The following is a 14,824-nucleotide window of genomic DNA, read 5'->3' on the forward strand; positions in this document are numbered from 1 at the left end:
GCGCGAGAGACGGGGCGTGCGGCTGGCCGCGGCGCTGGCGCGAACTCGGGCATCTGGCGGGCCGCGGGTGCCGCCGCCGCGGGCAGCGCGGCATCGACCGGCACATCGGCCAGCAGCACGTAGTTGCGAATGGACTTCAGGTCGCAGCCGGCCCTGAGGGTCAGCGTCACCACCGGCTCCTCGATCGGCACTGTCGAACGGACACGGGCGCGGGATCCCGTCGACCCGGTCTCGAGCGATACGGTCACGCGCCGGTCGGAGATCGCGGTGTCGCCCTGCAGCACGTCGGCGTGCAGACACAAGGATTCGCCGCCCTCCGCCGCGTCGACCGAAAGCGGAATCACCACGTCCAACGGCTTGCCGATCCAGACGGCGCCTTGGGGCCGTCCGATCGTCAAGGCGGATGATTCAAGGGCGAGGCCGAAAATGAGCAGGCTCGCCGCGCGTCGTGGGAATTGCAAAATGGGCTGCCGCAATAGCAATCGAAAGTTGACACATTCTGACACGAGGGTCAGGGGCGAACATTCATAGAGAGACAATTATCAAATGACCGTGAAATTTTCCAACATCGGCGTCATCGGTGCCGGTGCCATGGGGCGAGGCATCGCCCAGATCGCGGCGCAAGCCGGGAGTCGGGTGCTGCTGCTCGACAGCTTCGAAGGCGCCGCGGCACGCGGGCGCGAGGCCCTGCTCGCGCAGTGGCAGAAGCAACTCGACAAGGGCAAGCTCGACGCGGCCCAGCGCGACGCCCTGGCTGCGCGCGTGCTGGCCGTCGACTCGGTGCAGGCGCTCGCCGCCTGCGACCTGGTGATCGAAGCCGTGGTCGAGGACCTGGAGGTCAAGCGCCAGCTGTTCCGGCAACTCGAGACCGTGGTCTCGTCGTCGGCCACGCTGGCCACCAACACCTCTTCGCTGTCGGTGACCGCGATCGCGGCCGCCTTGAAGCACCCGGGGCGGATGGCCGGCTTCCACTTCTTCAATCCGGTGCCGCTGATGAAGGTGGTCGAGGTGGTGGCCGGCTTCAAGACCGAGCCCGAGCACTGCCGTCAACTGGCCGCCTACGCCGAGCAGATGGGCCACAGTGCGGTGCAGGCCAAGGACACGCCCGGCTTCATCGTCAACCACGCCGGTCGCGGCTACGGCACCGAGGCGCTGCGCATCGCCGGCGAGGGCGTGGCCGACTTCGCCACGATCGACCGCATCCTGCGCGACCAGGCGGGTTTTCGCCTCGGCCCCTTCGAACTGCTCGACCTGACCGCCCTCGATGTCTCCCATCCGGTGATGGAGTCGATCTACCACCAGTACTACGAGGAGCCGCGCTTCCGTCCCAGCGTCATCACGGCACAGCGCCTGGCCGCAGGCGCGCTGGGCCGCAAGACCGGCGAAGGCTTCTATCGCTATCCCGATGGCGAGATGCAGAAGCCGGCCGAGCCGCCGGTGCCGAAGGTCGACGCCTTGCCGCCGGTCTGGGTCTCGCCGCGCGCGGCCCGTCGTCCCGAACTGCTGCGACTGGTGCATGGGCTGGGCGCGCAGCTCGAAAGCGGTGCCGAGCCTTCCGCCACGGCGCTGATCCTGGTCGCGCCCCTCGGCTTCGACGTCACCACCGTGGCCGCGGTCGAGCGCCTCGACGCCACCCGCACGGTCGGCATCGACCTGATGGTGGACGACGCGGCCACCAAGCGCCGCGTGCTGGCGACCAACCCGGCCACCCGGCGCGACATGCGCGACGCGGCGCACGCCCTCTTTGCCGGCGACGGCAAAGCGGTCAGCGTGATCCGCGACAGCGGCGGCTTCGTCACCCAGCGCGTGGTGGCGACCGTCGTGAACATCGCCTCCGACATGTGCCAGCAGGGCGTTTGCTCGCCGGCCGATCTCGAGCTCGCGGTCCGGCTCGGGCTCGGCTACCCGCAGGGGCCGCTGGCCATGGGCGACCTCTACGGCCCGACCAACATGCTGGAAGTCCTGTTCAACCTGCAGACCGTCTACGGCGATCCGCGCTATCGCCCGAGTCCGTGGCTGCGCCGCCGCGGCGCCCTCGGCCTGAGCCTCACCCACCTCGAAGAGTAAGCCAAGCACCATGACCGCAGAACTCAAAAGCACCAGCGAAGGGGGCACCATGGTGCTGACCCTGTCCAACCCCTCGATGCGCAATGCGCTGGGCCCCGAGATGTACGCCGCCGGCATCGAGGCGCTGAACGGCGCCGAGAGCAGCCAGGAGATCAAGAGCGTCGTGATCGTCGGCGAAGGCAAGTGGTTCTGCGCCGGCGGCTCGCTGCAGCGGCTGTCGGCCAACCGCGACCGCGAGCCCTCGGTGCAGGCCGAGAGCATCGAGGCGCTCCATACCTGGATCGACTCGATCCGCACCTTCCCGAAGCCGATCATCGCGGCGGTCGAGGGCGCGGCGGCCGGCGCCGGCTTTTCTCTGGCACTGGCCTGCGACTTCGTGGTGTCGGCGCGCGATGCGGTGTTCGCGGCGTCGTACAGCAACGTCGGCCTGTCGCCGGACGGCGGCCTGAGCTGGCACCTGGCGCGGGCCTTGCCGCGCCAGCTCGCGAGCGAATGGCTGATGCAGGGCGAGCGGCTGGAACCGGCGCGCCTGCATCAGCTCGGGCTGGTCAACCAGCTGACCGAGAACGGCCAGGCGCTGGCCGCCGCGCTGGCGCTGGCCGCCAAGCTCAATGCCCGGGCGCCGAATGCGCTGGCCAGCATCAAGGAATTGCTCAGCGACGCCCGCGGCGCGACGCTGGTGTCGCAGCTGTCGCAGGAGCGCGACCACTTCGTGCGCAACCTGCACCACCCCAACGCGGGCATCGGCATCGCCGCCTTCCTCGCCAAGGAGACGCCCCGCTACGAATGACGGGCGCGTCGCTCCCGTGACAACCCCTAGCCTTTCAGTCACCGACAGGACAGTCCATGGACGACCCCATTCTTACCATCGAAGAACGTGAAGCGATCAACAGTGGTCGCTGGTTCTCTTCCCTTTCACCTTCTCTTCGCCACGACATCCTCCGATGTGCATTCGTCAAACGCTACAAGGACGGCGAGCTGATCGCCGCGCGCGGCGATCCGCCCGAACAGTGGATCGCCTGCGCGAAGGGCGCGGTGCGCGTGAGCTCGACGGCAGTCTCGGGCAAGCAGGTGACGCTCACGTACGTCGAGCCGGGCATCTGGTTCGGCGACGTGGCGATCTTCGACGGCGACCGGCGCACGCACGATGCCTATGCGCATGGCGACACGACGATCCTGTGCGTGGCGCGGGCCGACTTCCAGAAGATCCTGTCGAACCACGTCGAGCTCTACGAAGCGCTGATGCGGCTGCAGGCGCGCCGCATCCGGCAGCTGTTCGGGCTGGTCGAAGACCTCAATACGCTGCCCTTGCGCGCACGGCTGGCCAAGCAGCTGATCCATCTGGTGCGCAGCTACGGGGTGCCGAACCTGGCGGACGGCAGCCAGATGCGCATCGGCCTGCACCTGGCCCAGGAGGAGCTCGCCCAGTTGCTGGGCGCCTCGCGCCAGCGCGTCAACCAGGAGCTCAAGGCGATGGAGCGCGAGGAAGCGATCCGCATCGAATCGGGCGGGCTGGTGGTGCTCGACCGCGCCGCGCTGATGCGGATCTCCGAAGCCGATGACCAATAAAGAAGAGACATGACCCAGGACTTCGACAATTTCGTCGGCACGCGTGCCGTCTCGCAGCAGCACCTCGTCGACATCGACGCACTCACCGCCTGGCTGCAGAAGAACCTCGACGGCTTCAAGGGGCCGCTCACGATCGAGATGTTCAAGGGCGGGCAGTCGAATCCGACCTACAAGCTCGTCACCCCATCGCAAAGCTACGTGATGCGCGCCAAGCCGGGTCCGGTGGCCAAACTGCTGCCGTCGGCCCACGCGGTCGAGCGCGAGTTCAAGGTCATGAGCGGGCTCGCGGGCACCGACGTGCCGGTGCCGCGGATGTACTGCCTGTGCGAGGACGAATCCATCATCGGGCGCGCCTTCTACGTGATGGAGTTCATGGCCGGCCGCATCCTGTGGGATCAATCGCTGCCCGGCATGGACAACGCCACCCGCACGGCCATCTACGACGAGATGAACCGTGTCATCGCGGCGCTGCACACGGTCAGGTTTGCCGAGCGCGGCCTGGCCGACTACGGAAAGCCCGGCAACTACTTCGAGCGCCAGATCGGGCGCTGGAGCAAGCAGTACATGGCCTCGGTCACGCAGCCGATCCCCGAGATGGATCGGCTCATGGAATGGCTGCCGGCCCACATCCCGGCCAGCGCCCGCGACGAATCGATGAGCTCGATCGTGCACGGCGACTTCCGGCTCGACAACCTGATGTTCCACGCCACCGAGCCGCGCGCGATCGCGGTGCTCGACTGGGAACTGTCGACGCTCGGCCATCCGCTGGCCGACTTCAGCTACCACTGCATGGCCTGGCACATACCCCACGCGATGTCGCGCGGGGTCGGCGGCCTCGACCTGAAGAGCCTGGGCATCCCGACCGAAAGCGAATACATCCGCCGCTACTGCGACCGCACCGGGCTCACGACGCCCGAGGCGCTGGCACCGGACTGGAATTTCTACCTGGCCTACAACATGTTCCGCATCGCCGCGATCCTGCAAGGGATCGCCAAGCGGGTCGAGGCCGGAACCGCATCGAGCGAACAAGCCGTGGCATCGGGCCGCGGCGCGCGACCGATGGCCGAAATGGCCTGGCAATTCGCCAAGAAAGCATGACGGGGGCGGCAGGGGCCGCCTGAACGATTACCCACCTGGAGACGACATGGACTTCGAATACTCGGCCAAGACCAAAGAGCTGCAAGAGCGCGTCAGCGCTTTCATGGACGAGCACATCTACCCCGCGGAGCCCGCGTACGCAGCCGAGCTGGCGGCCAACACGGCGGCCGGCAAGCGCTGGAGTGCGCTCGAAACGGTCGAGAAGGTCAAGGCCAAGGCCAAGGCGCAGGGGTTGTGGAACCTGTTCCTGCCGGTCGACAGCGCCGCCGCCTCGGGCTACGCCGGCGCCGGCCTGACCAACCAGGAATACGCGCCGCTGGCCGAGATCATGGGCCGGGTGCCATGGGCCAGCGAAGCCTTCAACTGCTCGGCGCCCGACACCGGCAATATGGAAACCATCGCGCGCTATGGCTCCGAAGAGATCAAGGCACGCTGGCTCAAGCCGCTGCTCGAAGGCGAGATCCGCTCCGCCTTCGCGATGACCGAACCCGACGTCGCATCGAGCGACGCCACCAACATCTCGACCCGCATCGAGCGCCAGGGCGACGAGTACGTCATCAACGGCCGCAAGTGGTGGATCTCGGGCGCTGCCGACCCGCGCTGCAAGGTCTTCATCACGATGGGCAAGTCGGAACCCGACGCGCCCAAGCATTCGCAGCAGAGCATGGTGATCGTGCCGGCCGATGCCAAGGGCATCAAGATCCTGCGTCCGCTCAACGTGATGGGCTATGACGACGCACCGCACGGCCACGTCGAGATGCTGTTCGAGAACGTGCGCGTGCCGGTCGGCAACATCCTGCTCGGCGAGGGCCGCGGCTTCGAGATCGCCCAGGGCCGCCTCGGCCCGGGACGCATCCACCACTGCATGCGCCTGATCGGCCTGGCCGAGCGCGCGCTCGAATTGATGTGCAAGCGTGCCAGCTCGCGCGTGGCCTTCGGCAAGACCGTCGCCTCGCAGACCGTGACGCAGGAGCGCATCGCCGAAGCCCGCTGCAAGATCGACATGGCGCGCCTGCTGACGCTCAAGGCGGCCTGGCTGATGGACGTGGCCGGCAACAAGGTCGCAAAGACCGAGATCGCGATGATCAAGGTCGTGGCGCCGAACATGGCCTGCCAGGTGATCGACTGGGCGATGCAGGTGCACGGCGGCGGCGGCATGTGCGACGACTTCCCGCTCGCCTATGCCTACGCCGGCGCCCGCACGCTGCGCTTCGCCGACGGCCCGGACGAAGTGCACCGCAACGCGATCGCCAAGTGGGAGCTGGGCAAGTACGCACCGGCCAAGCCCGGGGACGACGCCATGCCCGTGACCCGGTTCTGATCGAACCCATTGAATCGAGCCGCCGCGCACCCTCGGGTGCCGGCGGCTTTTTCACAGCTTCTTCTGGAGGAAAAGCGCGGTGCCGAAGGCGGGGTCGAGTTGGTAGCGCTGGAAGCCCTCGCGCTCGTAGGCGCGCAGCGCGCTCGGATTACCCGACAGCACTTCCAGCGTGAGCTTGCAGGCGCCGCGGGCGCGCGCCTCGGCCGCGACCCGTTCCAGCATGCGTTGCGCCACCCGCTGGCCGCGGTGGCTGGCCAGCACGACCACGTCGTGCACGTTGACCAGCGGTCGGCAAGCGAAGGTCGAGAAGCCCTCGATGCAATTGACCAGCCCGATCGGCTGCTCGCCTGCGTAGGCCAGCACGCTGAAGGCCTGGGGCCGCGCCGCGAGCGCCTCCGGCAAGCCGGCGAGCACCTCCGGCGCCAGCGGCTCGCCGCCGCCCGCAGGATCCCGCGCATAGGCGTCGAGCAGGTTCACGACCGCTCGCGCGTGCGCAGGGTCGCGATAGTCGGCCATCACGATGTCGATCGCGTTGCCCATGGCCGGCGCTCTAGGCGAGCTTCACCGTCTCCGCGATGCGGCGCGCACAGGCCTCGGCCTGCACCGCATCGCGCGCCTCGACCATCACGCGCAGCAGCGGCTCGGTGCCGCTGGCACGGATCAGCACCCGTCCGCTGTCGCCGAGCTCTCGCTCGGCGCGCTCGCTCTCGGCGGCCAGCGCCTTGTTGGCTTTCCAGTCCTGCCCCTCGGCCAGGCGGACATTGATGAGCGTCTGAGGGAAGAGGCTCACGCCGGCCAGCAGTTCGCCCACGCGCCGCCCGCTGCGCACGCAGGCCTGCAGCACCTGGAGCGCGCTCACGATGCCGTCGCCGGTGGTGTGGCGATCGAGCGCCAGCAGGTGGCCCGAACCCTCGCCGCCGAGCAGCCAGCGGCGCTTTTCGAGTTCTTCGAGCACATAGCGGTCGCCGACCTTGGCGCGCACCAGCTCGATGCCCTGCCCCTTCAAGGCCATCTCGATCGCCTTGTTGGTCATCAGGGTGCCGACCACGCCGGCCGGCTTGTCGCCGCGCGCGACGCGCTCCATCACGATCAGGTAGAGCAACTCGTCGCCGTTGAAGAGGCGCCCATCGGCATCCACCAGCTGCAGACGGTCGGCGTCGCCGTCGAGCGCGATGCCGTAGTCGGCGGCATGGGCGCGGACCGCGGCAATCAAGGCCCCGGGATGGGTGGCCCCGACGCCCTTGTTGATGTTGAGCCCGTCGGGCGCGCAGCCGATGCTGACCACGTCGGCACCCAGCTCATGGAAGACCTGCGGCGCCACCTGGTAGGCAGCGCCGTGGGCGGCGTCGACCACCAGCTTCATGCCGCGCAGCGTGAGGTCGTTGGCGAAGGTGCTCTTGCAGAACTCCGTGTAGCGCCCCGGCGCATCGTTGAGCCGGCGCGCCTTGCCGAGTTGCGCCGAGTCGGCCCAGACCGGGGCTTCCTCGAGGGCCGCCTCGACCGCCAGCTCCCAGTCGTCGCTGAGCTTGGTGCCCTGGGCGCTGAAGAACTTGATGCCGTTGTCGGGAAAGGCGTTGTGGCTGGCGCTGATCACCACGCCCAGGCTGGCGCGCTGCGCGCGCGTCAGATAGGCGACGCCGGGCGTCGGCAGGGGTCCGAGCAGCACGACATCGACGCCGGCCGAATTGAAGCCGGATTCGAGTGCCGATTCGAGCATGTAGCCCGAGATGCGGGTGTCCTTGCCGATCAGCACGGTCGGTCGTGCCTCGGTCTTCTTGAGCACGCGACCGACCGCATGCGCGAGCCGCAGCACGAAGTCCGGGGTGATCGGCGGCTGGCCCACCGTGCCGCGAATGCCGTCGGTACCGAAATATCTTCTTGTCATTGCTTTTCTATCCTTGTTGCTGCGTCATCGCCCGCCACACGGCGAGCGCGGCGACGGTCTCGCGCACATCGTGCACGCGGACGATGGCGGCGCCCCGTTCGACCGCCAGCACCACCGCGGCCACGCTGGGAACCATGCGTTCGCCGGCAGCGGCAATGCCGGTGACGGTGCCGAGCGAGGACTTTCGCGACCAGCCTGCCAGCACCGGCCAGCCGCCTGCAAGCAATTCCCGCTGGCGCGCCAGCAGCGCGAAATTCTGTTCGACGGTCTTGCCGAAACCGATGCCCGGGTCGAGCACGATGCGCGACGCGTCGACCCCGAGTCCGGCCAGCGCCTGCGCCTGCCGCTCGAGGAAGCTGCGCACGACGGGCACCACGTCGCCCTCCATCGGCGCCGCCTGCATCGTCTGCGGATCGCGGTGCATGTGCATCAGGCAGATCCCGCAGGCAGGGTGCGCCGCCACCGCCTGCATCGCGCCGGGCTGCCGCAGTGCCCAGACGTCGTTGACGATGTCGGCACCCAGGTCCAGCACGGCGCGCATCACCTCCGGCTTGTAGGTATCGACCGAGATCGGCACCCCCAGCGCGACCGCCTCGCGCACCACCGGCAGCACGCGCGCGAGTTCGGCGTCGAGCGGCACGGCCGGACTGCCGGGCCGCGTCGACTCGCCGCCGATGTCCAGGATGTCCGCGCCCTCCTCGACCAGCCGCACGCAATGCGCGACCGCGCCCGCTGTCGATGCATGCGCCCCGCCGTCGGAGAACGAGTCGGGCGTGACGTTGACGATGCCCATCACCTGGGGTCGCGCGAGGTCGATGGCGAAGCGCGCCGTGCGCCACACTGAAACAGTCATGCGCGGTGCCCGACCATGAAAAACGGGGCCAGAGGCCCCGTCGATTGCCAGAGCATCATGCTCAGGCGGCAGTCGGTGCCGGATCGGGGGTCACCGCCGGCGTGCCGCCACTGCCGCCGCCGCTGTTCGACGGCGGGATGCGCGGGGTCCAGTCCTTCGGCGGACGCGGTGCACGGCCGGCCATGATGTCGTCGAGCTGCTCGGCGTCGATGGTTTCCCATTCGAGCAGGGCCTTGGCCATGGCGTGCATCTTGTCGCTGTTCTCCTCGATCAGGCGGCGCGCCAGGGCGTACTGCTCGTCGATGATGCGGCGGACTTCGGCATCGACCTTCTGCATGGTCGACTCGCTCATGTTGGTGGTCTTGGTGACCGAGCGGCCCAGGAACACCTCGCCTTCGTTCTCGGCATAGACCATCGGGCCCAGCGATTCGGTCATGCCGTAGCGCATCACCATGTCGCGGGCGATCTGGGTCGCGCGCTCGAAGTCGTTGCTGGCGCCGGTGGTCATCTGGTGCATGAACACTTCCTCGGCGATGCGGCCGCCGAACAGCATGCTGATCTGGTTCAGCATGTACTCGCGGTCGTAGCTGTAGCGGTCTTGCGCCGGCAGGCTCATGGTGACGCCGAGTGCGCGGCCGCGCGGGATGATGGTCACCTTGTGCACCGGATCGCACTTGGGCAGCAGCTTGCCGATCAGCGCATGGCCGGACTCGTGGTAGGCCGTGTTGCGGCGCTCTTCCTCGGGCATCACCATGCTCTTGCGCTCGGGGCCCATGAAGATCTTGTCCTTGGCCTTCTCGAAGTCCTGCATCTCGACCACGCGCGCGTTGCGGCGTGCGGCCATCAGCGCGGCCTCGTTGCAGAGATTGGCCAGGTCGGCACCCGACATGCCGGGCGTGCCGCGGGCGATGATGCTCGCGTTGACATCCTGGCCGAGCGGCACCTTGCGCATGTGGACGTTGAGGATCTGCTCGCGGCCGCGGATGTCCGGCAGCGTCACGTAGACCTGGCGGTCGAAACGGCCGGGGCGCAGCAAGGCGGCGTCGAGGATGTCCGGGCGGTTGGTCGCAGCCACCACGATCACGCCGAGATTGGTCTCGAAACCGTCCATCTCGACCAGCATCTGGTTCAAGGTCTGTTCGCGCTCGTCGTTGCCGCCACCGAGGCCGGCGCCGCGCTGGCGCCCGACGGCGTCGATTTCGTCGATGAAGATGATGCAGGGGGCGTTCTTCTTGGCGTTCTCGAACATGTCGCGCACACGGGCCGCGCCGACGCCGACGAACATCTCGACGAAGTCGGAACCCGAGATCGAGAAGAACGGCACCTTGGCCTCGCCGGCGATGCTCTTGGCCAGCAGGGTCTTGCCGGTGCCGGGAGGGCCGACCAGCAGCAGGCCGCGCGGAATCCGGCCGCCGAGTTTCTGGAAGCGGGCCGGATCCTTCAGGAAGTCGACCACTTCCTTGACTTCTTCCTTGGCCTCGTCGCAACCCGCGACGTCGGCGAAGGTGACCTGGTTGGTGTTCTCGTCGAGCATCCGCGCCTTGCTCTTGCCGAAGCTGAAGGCGCCGCCCTTGCCGCCGCCCTGCATCTGCCGCATGAAGTAGACCCAGACGCCGATCAGCAGCAGCATCGGACCCCAGCTGACCAGCAGCGTCATCAGGAGGGAGCCCTCCTCGCGCGGCTTGACGTCGAACTTGACGTTGTTGGCGATCAGGTCGCCGACCAGGCCACGGTCGAGGTAGGTGGCGGTGGTGCGGATCTTGCGGTCGTCATTGGTAATGGCGACGATCTCGCTGCCTCCCTGGCCTTCCTGGATGGTCGCGCTCTTGATGCGGTTGCCGCGAACTTCCTCGAGGAAGTCGCTGTAGCCGATGTTGCCCGCACCGGCTGCGCCGCGGGTGTCGAACTGCTTGAACACAGTGAACAACACCATCGCGATGACAAGCCAGACGGCAACTTTGGAAAACCACTGATTGTTCAAACGAAACTCCAGTCGGGGGCGCGCAAAAAATAGGACTCGAAAAAGCGCACTGTGGGCGGCAATTGGCGACTATTTTAGGCTTTTCAACCTGCGAAAACCCGTAAATTCCCCAGAGCAGCCATAGGGCACAAGCGGTTTTTGGTACGTATCAATTGGTATCAAGGCCTTTGAGGCCGATCCCGACCATGAAGGTCTCCGACGACTTGTCGCGCGAAGCCTTGGGTTTGATGGGCTTGACGGTGCGGAAGTTGTCCTTGAAGAGCCGGGTCAGCTCGGCGTAGCCGCTGCCGTGGAACAGTTTCGCGACCAGCGCGCCCTCGGGCTTCATGTGGTGGCGGGCGAAATCGATGGCCAGCTCGACCAGGTGGGCGACGCGCGCCGTGTCCGCCGAGGCGATCCCCGAAAGGTTGGGCGCCATGTCGGAGACCACGACGTCGGCCAGCCGGCCGTCCATGGCCACGGCCAGCCTCGCCAGCACATCGGCCTCGCGGAAATCGCCCTGCAGGAAGGTCACGCCCTCGATCGGCTCCATCGGCAAGATGTCGAGCGCGATGATGGTGCCGGCCAGCTCGCCCGATGCTGCGCCTGCAGGGGCCATCCGGCGCCTCACGTACTGGCTCCAGGCGCCCGGCGTGGAGCCGAGGTCGACCACCAGCTGCCCCGGCCGAATGAGTCCCAGCGTCTCGTCGATCTCCTTCAGTTTGTACGCGGCACGGGCGCGATAGCCCTCCCGGTTGGCCAGTTTCACGTAGGGATCGTTGAGGTGATCGTGCAGCCACGCCTTGTTCAGCTTCTTGGTTTTCGGTTTGGGGTTCATTGACACTCGATAATACGGGGATGCCCGCCATTCAACTTACCCCTGCGCAGCGCAAGGTGCACCGCTCCGAAGCGCACCATCTGGACCCGATCGTCATGATCGGCGGCGACGGGCTGACCCCTGCCGTCCTCAAGGAGGCCGATGCCGCGCTCAAGGCCCACGGCCTGATCAAGGTGCGCGTGTTCTCCGACGACCGCGCAGCCCGCGAGGCCATGCTCAAGACGATGTCCGACGAACTGGACGCCGCCCCGATCCAGCACATCGGCAAGCTGCTGGTGCTGTGGCGGCCGATCCCCGAGAAGGAACGCACGGTCGACGAGGACCGCATGCCCGGGCCGCGCGACGTCAAGGTGATCAAGTACAGCAAGCGCGCCGGCCAGCGCCCGGAGATCAAGACCCTGCGGGTGCTCGGCAACCAGCGGCTGACGCCCGGCGGCACGATCAAGCGCGCCAAGGCCAAGCGGCCGCTCTCGGCCAAGAAACGGAACCAGGCAGACTGAGGATGCCGAGCCAGACTGCGGGCAGGCCCCAGCGACACGTCCTGTGCATGAAATGGGGCACCAAGTACGGGCCCGACTACGTCAACCGCCTCTACGCGATGGTTCGGCGCCATCTCACCAGCGACTTCAGCTTCGTCTGCCTGACCGACGACCCCAAGGGCATCCGCAGCGAAGTCAGCTGCTTCCCGATCCCGCCGCTGGACCTGGAGCTGGCCCCGGGGCAGCCGGACCGGGCCTGGAAGAAGCTGACCACCTTCGAGGCCGACCTGTACGGCCTGCGCGGCACGGCGCTGTTCATCGACCTCGACGTCGTGGTGGTGGGCCCCCTGGACGACTTCTTCGAGCAGCCGGGCCAGTTCCTGATCATCCACGACTACGAGCGGCCCTGGCGGCGTCGGCGCATCACCGGCAACTCGTCGGTGTACCGCTTCGAAATCGGCGCGCATCCCGACGTGCTGGCGAACTTCCGCCAGAACATGGACAAGGTGCAGGCCGAATACCGCAACGAGCAAGCCTACCTGTCGGACTTCATGTACCGGCAGGGCAAGCTCGCCTACTGGCCCGAGGCCTGGTGCCCGAGCTTCAAGTACCACGGCATCCCGACCTGGCCGACCAATTACTGGCGCGAGCCCTTCGTGCCGCAAGGCGCGCGGATCATGGTCTTCCACGGGGAATGCAACCCGCCCGACGCCCTGGCCGGACGACGCAACCGGCGCTTCCGGTTCATCCGGCCGGCGCGCTGGATCACGCGCTTCTGGAAGGCCTGATCAGGCCCCCGGCGAGGCTGCCCTCGATCAGTAGCGGCGCCCCATCCGCCACAGCAGGACACCGGCACAGAGCCACTGGCCCAGGTACATGGCGCTGCCGAGCGCGTGCCAGAGCTTGAGGTTCTCGCGCGCCAGGATCCGCGGCGCGACCGCGTACTGCTGCAGCAGCGCCAAGAGGAGCGCGGTGATGATCCAGCCGATCGCGGTCCGGGCCGGCCCGTCGATCCGCTCGCCGGCCTGGGCCCGGAAGTGCACCAGCAGCACCAATCCGCAAGCCAGTGCCACCCAGGTCTGGGCCGCGAACAGCAGGCCCGCCATGTTGCCAGCCACGGCCGGACTGCCGAGCCGGGCGAACAGCATCGGCACCACCAGGAAGCCGATGGTGGAGAGGCTGCCCCACCAGAAGGCGGCGACCAGCAGGGCGATGCGGTCCTTCATGCGCGCGGGATGTCGGTCAGAGGTAGCTGACGGCGACGATCTCGTAGCGCTTGACGCCACCGGGCGCCCGCACCTCCGCGGTGTCGCCCTCTTCCTTGCCGATCAGCGCCCGCGCGATCGGGCTCGAGACGTTGACGAGCCCGAGCTTGAGGTCGGCCTCGTCCTCGCCGACGATCTGGTACCTGACGGCCTCGCCGGTCTTCTCGTCCTCGAGTTCGACCGTCGAGCCGAAGACCACCTTGCCCCCCGCGTCGAGTTCGCTCGGGTCGATGATCTGAGCCGCCGACAGCTTGCCCTCGATGTCCTGGATGCGGCCCTCGATGAAGCCCTGCCGGTCCTTGGCGACCTCGTACTCGGCGTTTTCGCTCAGGTCGCCCTGTGCACGCGCTTCGGCGATGGCATTGATGACCCACGGGCGGTCGACGGTCTTCAGACGCTGGAGTTCTTCGCGCAGTTTCTGTGCGCCCAGCTTGGTGATCGGGATGGTTGCCATTTCGTTGCTCCAGAAAGCGAAACCGCCGAACGCTGCCGTTCGGCGGTCGAAGGGAGAAAAAAAGTTCAGACGAGCGTGCGTCCGGTCAGCCGGCTCAGGATCGCAAGCGGGCTGGATTGGGGATTGTATTGCCTTGCGGCGGGCAGATGGAGCGTCTGCTCGAGCATGTACTGGCCCGACATCACGGCATGCGAGGTCTGGTCGGAGAAGCAGACCCACACCGACCCGGCCGGGAACGGCACGGTCTGCTGCTCGCATTTCTGCTGATAGTCCAGGTCGGACTTCATGCCGTCGTGCAATTGCAGCATCAGGTGGTCGTACTCGCTGCGCAGCGACTTGGTCACGCGCAGCGCGCGCAGCAGCTTCGCCTGCCAGCGCGAATAGGGCTTGGCCCGCGGCAGGAAACGCCGGGCGACCGCCTCGAAGGGCTCGCCGACCCGCCAGACGCGCGGCGCGCCCTGCGGATTGACGTTGGTGAACACGCGCAGGATGCGCTCGCCGTAGTTGGGACGCGAGGGAAAGGCGTCGACGTGCAGCCGGCGATCGTCGGCGCGCCATGACTGGACCCGGGTCTCGACCTGCGCCGGCCGGTAGCTGGTGGGCGCCATCCGGAGCGCCGGCACGTAGTGCGGCAGCAGGCCGTGGATCAGCCCCTGCCCCTGGGTGCGGAAGCGCCCGATCATCGCCGCCACCGCCTGTTGCCGCGCTTCGTCGCCGGCCACGCCCTTGATGCGTCCGCTGGCGTCGAGGCTGATGTTGCGCACGTCGGGCGACAGCACGGCGGGCGACAACAGGGCCTGCTCCTGCGGCAGCAGGTCGAAGCCGAGCCGCGGAAAGTACAGCACCTTGCCCGCCTCGAGCGCCGCGATCCACGCCTCGTTCGGCGTGGCGGCGCTCCAATCTTCAAGGTCGAGCTCGACCAGCTGCGTATCCATGCAAAGTCTCCTTCGACTGTATTGTGTGCCTGGCGAGCCGGTCGACCCCTGCGCCAGATCAAGCGCGAGCGCGGCGAAGCCCGTTCGAGGAACACCGCGG

General features: G+C 67.6%; 15 protein-coding genes and 1 pseudogene. 7 read left to right on the forward strand and 9 right to left on the reverse strand.

Annotated features, from left to right (window positions below; genetic code table 11):
- A pseudogene (locus AC1DYD_RS30390) lies at positions 1-398 on the reverse strand (hypothetical protein); the annotation flags it as partial.
- Between the two features lie 148 nt (positions 399-546).
- On the opposite strand from AC1DYD_RS30390, the gene AC1DYD_RS30395 reads away from it, so the two are divergent.
- From AC1DYD_RS30395 to AC1DYD_RS30415, 5 genes are read left to right on the forward strand one after another with little or no spacing between them, the layout of a single operon-like run.
- Positions 547-2,067: a 3-hydroxyacyl-CoA dehydrogenase gene (locus AC1DYD_RS30395; protein ID WP_478176470.1), complete on the forward strand. Its 1,521-nt coding sequence runs from the start codon at positions 547-549 to the stop codon at positions 2,065-2,067.
- 10 nt (positions 2,068-2,077) lie between these two features.
- A complete protein-coding gene (locus AC1DYD_RS30400; RefSeq protein ID WP_478176471.1) occupies positions 2,078-2,857 on the forward strand; it encodes an oxepin-CoA hydrolase, alternative type in 780 nt (259 codons plus the stop codon).
- 56 nt (positions 2,858-2,913) lie between these two features.
- Positions 2,914-3,636, forward strand: coding sequence for a Crp/Fnr family transcriptional regulator (locus AC1DYD_RS30405; protein ID WP_478176472.1), 723 nt, complete (start codon positions 2,914-2,916; stop codon positions 3,634-3,636).
- A 9-nt stretch (positions 3,637-3,645) separates the two neighbouring features.
- On the forward strand, positions 3,646-4,734 hold the full coding sequence (locus tag AC1DYD_RS30410) for a phosphotransferase (protein ID WP_478176473.1): 1,089 nt from the start codon (positions 3,646-3,648) through the stop codon (positions 4,732-4,734).
- Positions 4,735-4,780: 46 nt separating this feature from the next.
- Complete coding sequence (locus tag AC1DYD_RS30415; protein WP_478176474.1) at positions 4,781-6,055, forward strand: acyl-CoA dehydrogenase family protein; 1,275 nt, start codon at positions 4,781-4,783, stop codon at positions 6,053-6,055.
- A 51-nt stretch (positions 6,056-6,106) separates the two neighbouring features.
- Here the strand turns inward: AC1DYD_RS30415 and AC1DYD_RS30420 are convergent, their stop codons facing one another.
- The 5 genes from AC1DYD_RS30420 to AC1DYD_RS30440 form a co-directional block, all read right to left on the reverse strand.
- Positions 6,107-6,595, reverse strand: a complete 489-nt coding sequence (locus tag AC1DYD_RS30420) for a GNAT family N-acetyltransferase (RefSeq protein WP_478176475.1) — start codon at positions 6,593-6,595, stop codon at positions 6,107-6,109.
- 10 nt (positions 6,596-6,605) lie between these two features.
- Positions 6,606-7,940, reverse strand: a complete 1,335-nt coding sequence (gene glmM, locus AC1DYD_RS30425; RefSeq protein WP_478176476.1) for a phosphoglucosamine mutase — start codon at positions 7,938-7,940, stop codon at positions 6,606-6,608.
- Between the two features lie 7 nt (positions 7,941-7,947).
- Entirely contained in the window at positions 7,948-8,793 is an 846-nt protein-coding gene (gene folP / locus AC1DYD_RS30430; protein ID WP_478176477.1) for a dihydropteroate synthase, read from the reverse strand.
- A 61-nt stretch (positions 8,794-8,854) separates the two neighbouring features.
- A complete protein-coding gene (ftsH, locus tag AC1DYD_RS30435) occupies positions 8,855-10,774 on the reverse strand; it encodes an ATP-dependent zinc metalloprotease FtsH (protein WP_478176478.1) in 1,920 nt (639 codons plus the stop codon).
- Between the two features lie 148 nt (positions 10,775-10,922).
- Positions 10,923-11,591 carry an RlmE family RNA methyltransferase gene (locus AC1DYD_RS30440; RefSeq protein WP_478176479.1) on the reverse strand — a complete coding sequence of 223 codons (669 nt, stop codon included), beginning with the start codon at positions 11,589-11,591 and terminating at the stop codon, positions 10,923-10,925.
- 20 nt (positions 11,592-11,611) lie between these two features.
- On the opposite strand from AC1DYD_RS30440, the gene AC1DYD_RS30445 reads away from it, so the two are divergent.
- Positions 11,612-12,091 (forward strand): YhbY family RNA-binding protein, encoded by a 480-nt coding sequence (locus AC1DYD_RS30445; protein WP_478176480.1) that lies wholly within the window; start codon positions 11,612-11,614, stop codon positions 12,089-12,091.
- Between the two features lie 2 nt (positions 12,092-12,093).
- Positions 12,094-12,858 carry a glycosyltransferase gene (locus tag AC1DYD_RS30450; RefSeq protein WP_478176481.1) on the forward strand — a complete coding sequence of 255 codons (765 nt, stop codon included), beginning with the start codon at positions 12,094-12,096 and terminating at the stop codon, positions 12,856-12,858.
- 27 nt (positions 12,859-12,885) lie between these two features.
- Here AC1DYD_RS30450 and AC1DYD_RS30455 read toward each other — a convergent pair whose 3' ends face one another.
- The 3 genes from AC1DYD_RS30455 to AC1DYD_RS30465 form a co-directional block, all read right to left on the reverse strand.
- Positions 12,886-13,296, reverse strand: a complete 411-nt coding sequence (locus AC1DYD_RS30455; RefSeq protein WP_478176482.1) for a DUF4149 domain-containing protein — start codon at positions 13,294-13,296, stop codon at positions 12,886-12,888.
- Between the two features lie 16 nt (positions 13,297-13,312).
- Positions 13,313-13,789 (reverse strand): transcription elongation factor GreA, encoded by a 477-nt coding sequence (gene greA / locus AC1DYD_RS30460; protein WP_478176483.1) that lies wholly within the window; start codon positions 13,787-13,789, stop codon positions 13,313-13,315.
- Between the two features lie 65 nt (positions 13,790-13,854).
- A complete protein-coding gene (locus AC1DYD_RS30465) occupies positions 13,855-14,724 on the reverse strand; it encodes a Kdo hydroxylase family protein (RefSeq protein WP_478176484.1) in 870 nt (289 codons plus the stop codon).
- Positions 14,725-14,824 lie beyond the last annotated feature (100 nt).

Source organism: Variovorax sp. P4_B11, from assembly GCF_056402355.1.

Coding starts and splice junctions, on each gene's coding strand:
- AC1DYD_RS30395 (WP_478176470.1), top strand. CDS start 547: ATGACCGTGAAATTTTCCAACATCGGCGTCATCGGTGCCGGTGCCATG.
- AC1DYD_RS30400 (WP_478176471.1), top strand. CDS start 2,078: ATGACCGCAGAACTCAAAAGCACCAGCGAAGGGGGCACCATGGTGCTG.
- AC1DYD_RS30405 (WP_478176472.1), top strand. CDS start 2,914: ATGGACGACCCCATTCTTACCATCGAAGAACGTGAAGCGATCAACAGT.
- AC1DYD_RS30410 (WP_478176473.1), top strand. CDS start 3,646: ATGACCCAGGACTTCGACAATTTCGTCGGCACGCGTGCCGTCTCGCAG.
- AC1DYD_RS30415 (WP_478176474.1), top strand. CDS start 4,781: ATGGACTTCGAATACTCGGCCAAGACCAAAGAGCTGCAAGAGCGCGTC.
- AC1DYD_RS30420 (WP_478176475.1), bottom strand. CDS start 6,595: ATGGGCAACGCGATCGACATCGTGATGGCCGACTATCGCGACCCTGCG.
- glmM (WP_478176476.1), bottom strand. CDS start 7,940: ATGACAAGAAGATATTTCGGTACCGACGGCATTCGCGGCACGGTGGGC.
- folP (WP_478176477.1), bottom strand. CDS start 8,793: ATGACTGTTTCAGTGTGGCGCACGGCGCGCTTCGCCATCGACCTCGCG.
- AC1DYD_RS30440 (WP_478176479.1), bottom strand. CDS start 11,591: ATGAACCCCAAACCGAAAACCAAGAAGCTGAACAAGGCGTGGCTGCAC.
- AC1DYD_RS30445 (WP_478176480.1), top strand. CDS start 11,612: ATGCCCGCCATTCAACTTACCCCTGCGCAGCGCAAGGTGCACCGCTCC.
- AC1DYD_RS30450 (WP_478176481.1), top strand. CDS start 12,094: ATGCCGAGCCAGACTGCGGGCAGGCCCCAGCGACACGTCCTGTGCATG.
- AC1DYD_RS30455 (WP_478176482.1), bottom strand. CDS start 13,296: ATGAAGGACCGCATCGCCCTGCTGGTCGCCGCCTTCTGGTGGGGCAGC.
- greA (WP_478176483.1), bottom strand. CDS start 13,789: ATGGCAACCATCCCGATCACCAAGCTGGGCGCACAGAAACTGCGCGAA.
- AC1DYD_RS30465 (WP_478176484.1), bottom strand. CDS start 14,724: ATGGATACGCAGCTGGTCGAGCTCGACCTTGAAGATTGGAGCGCCGCC.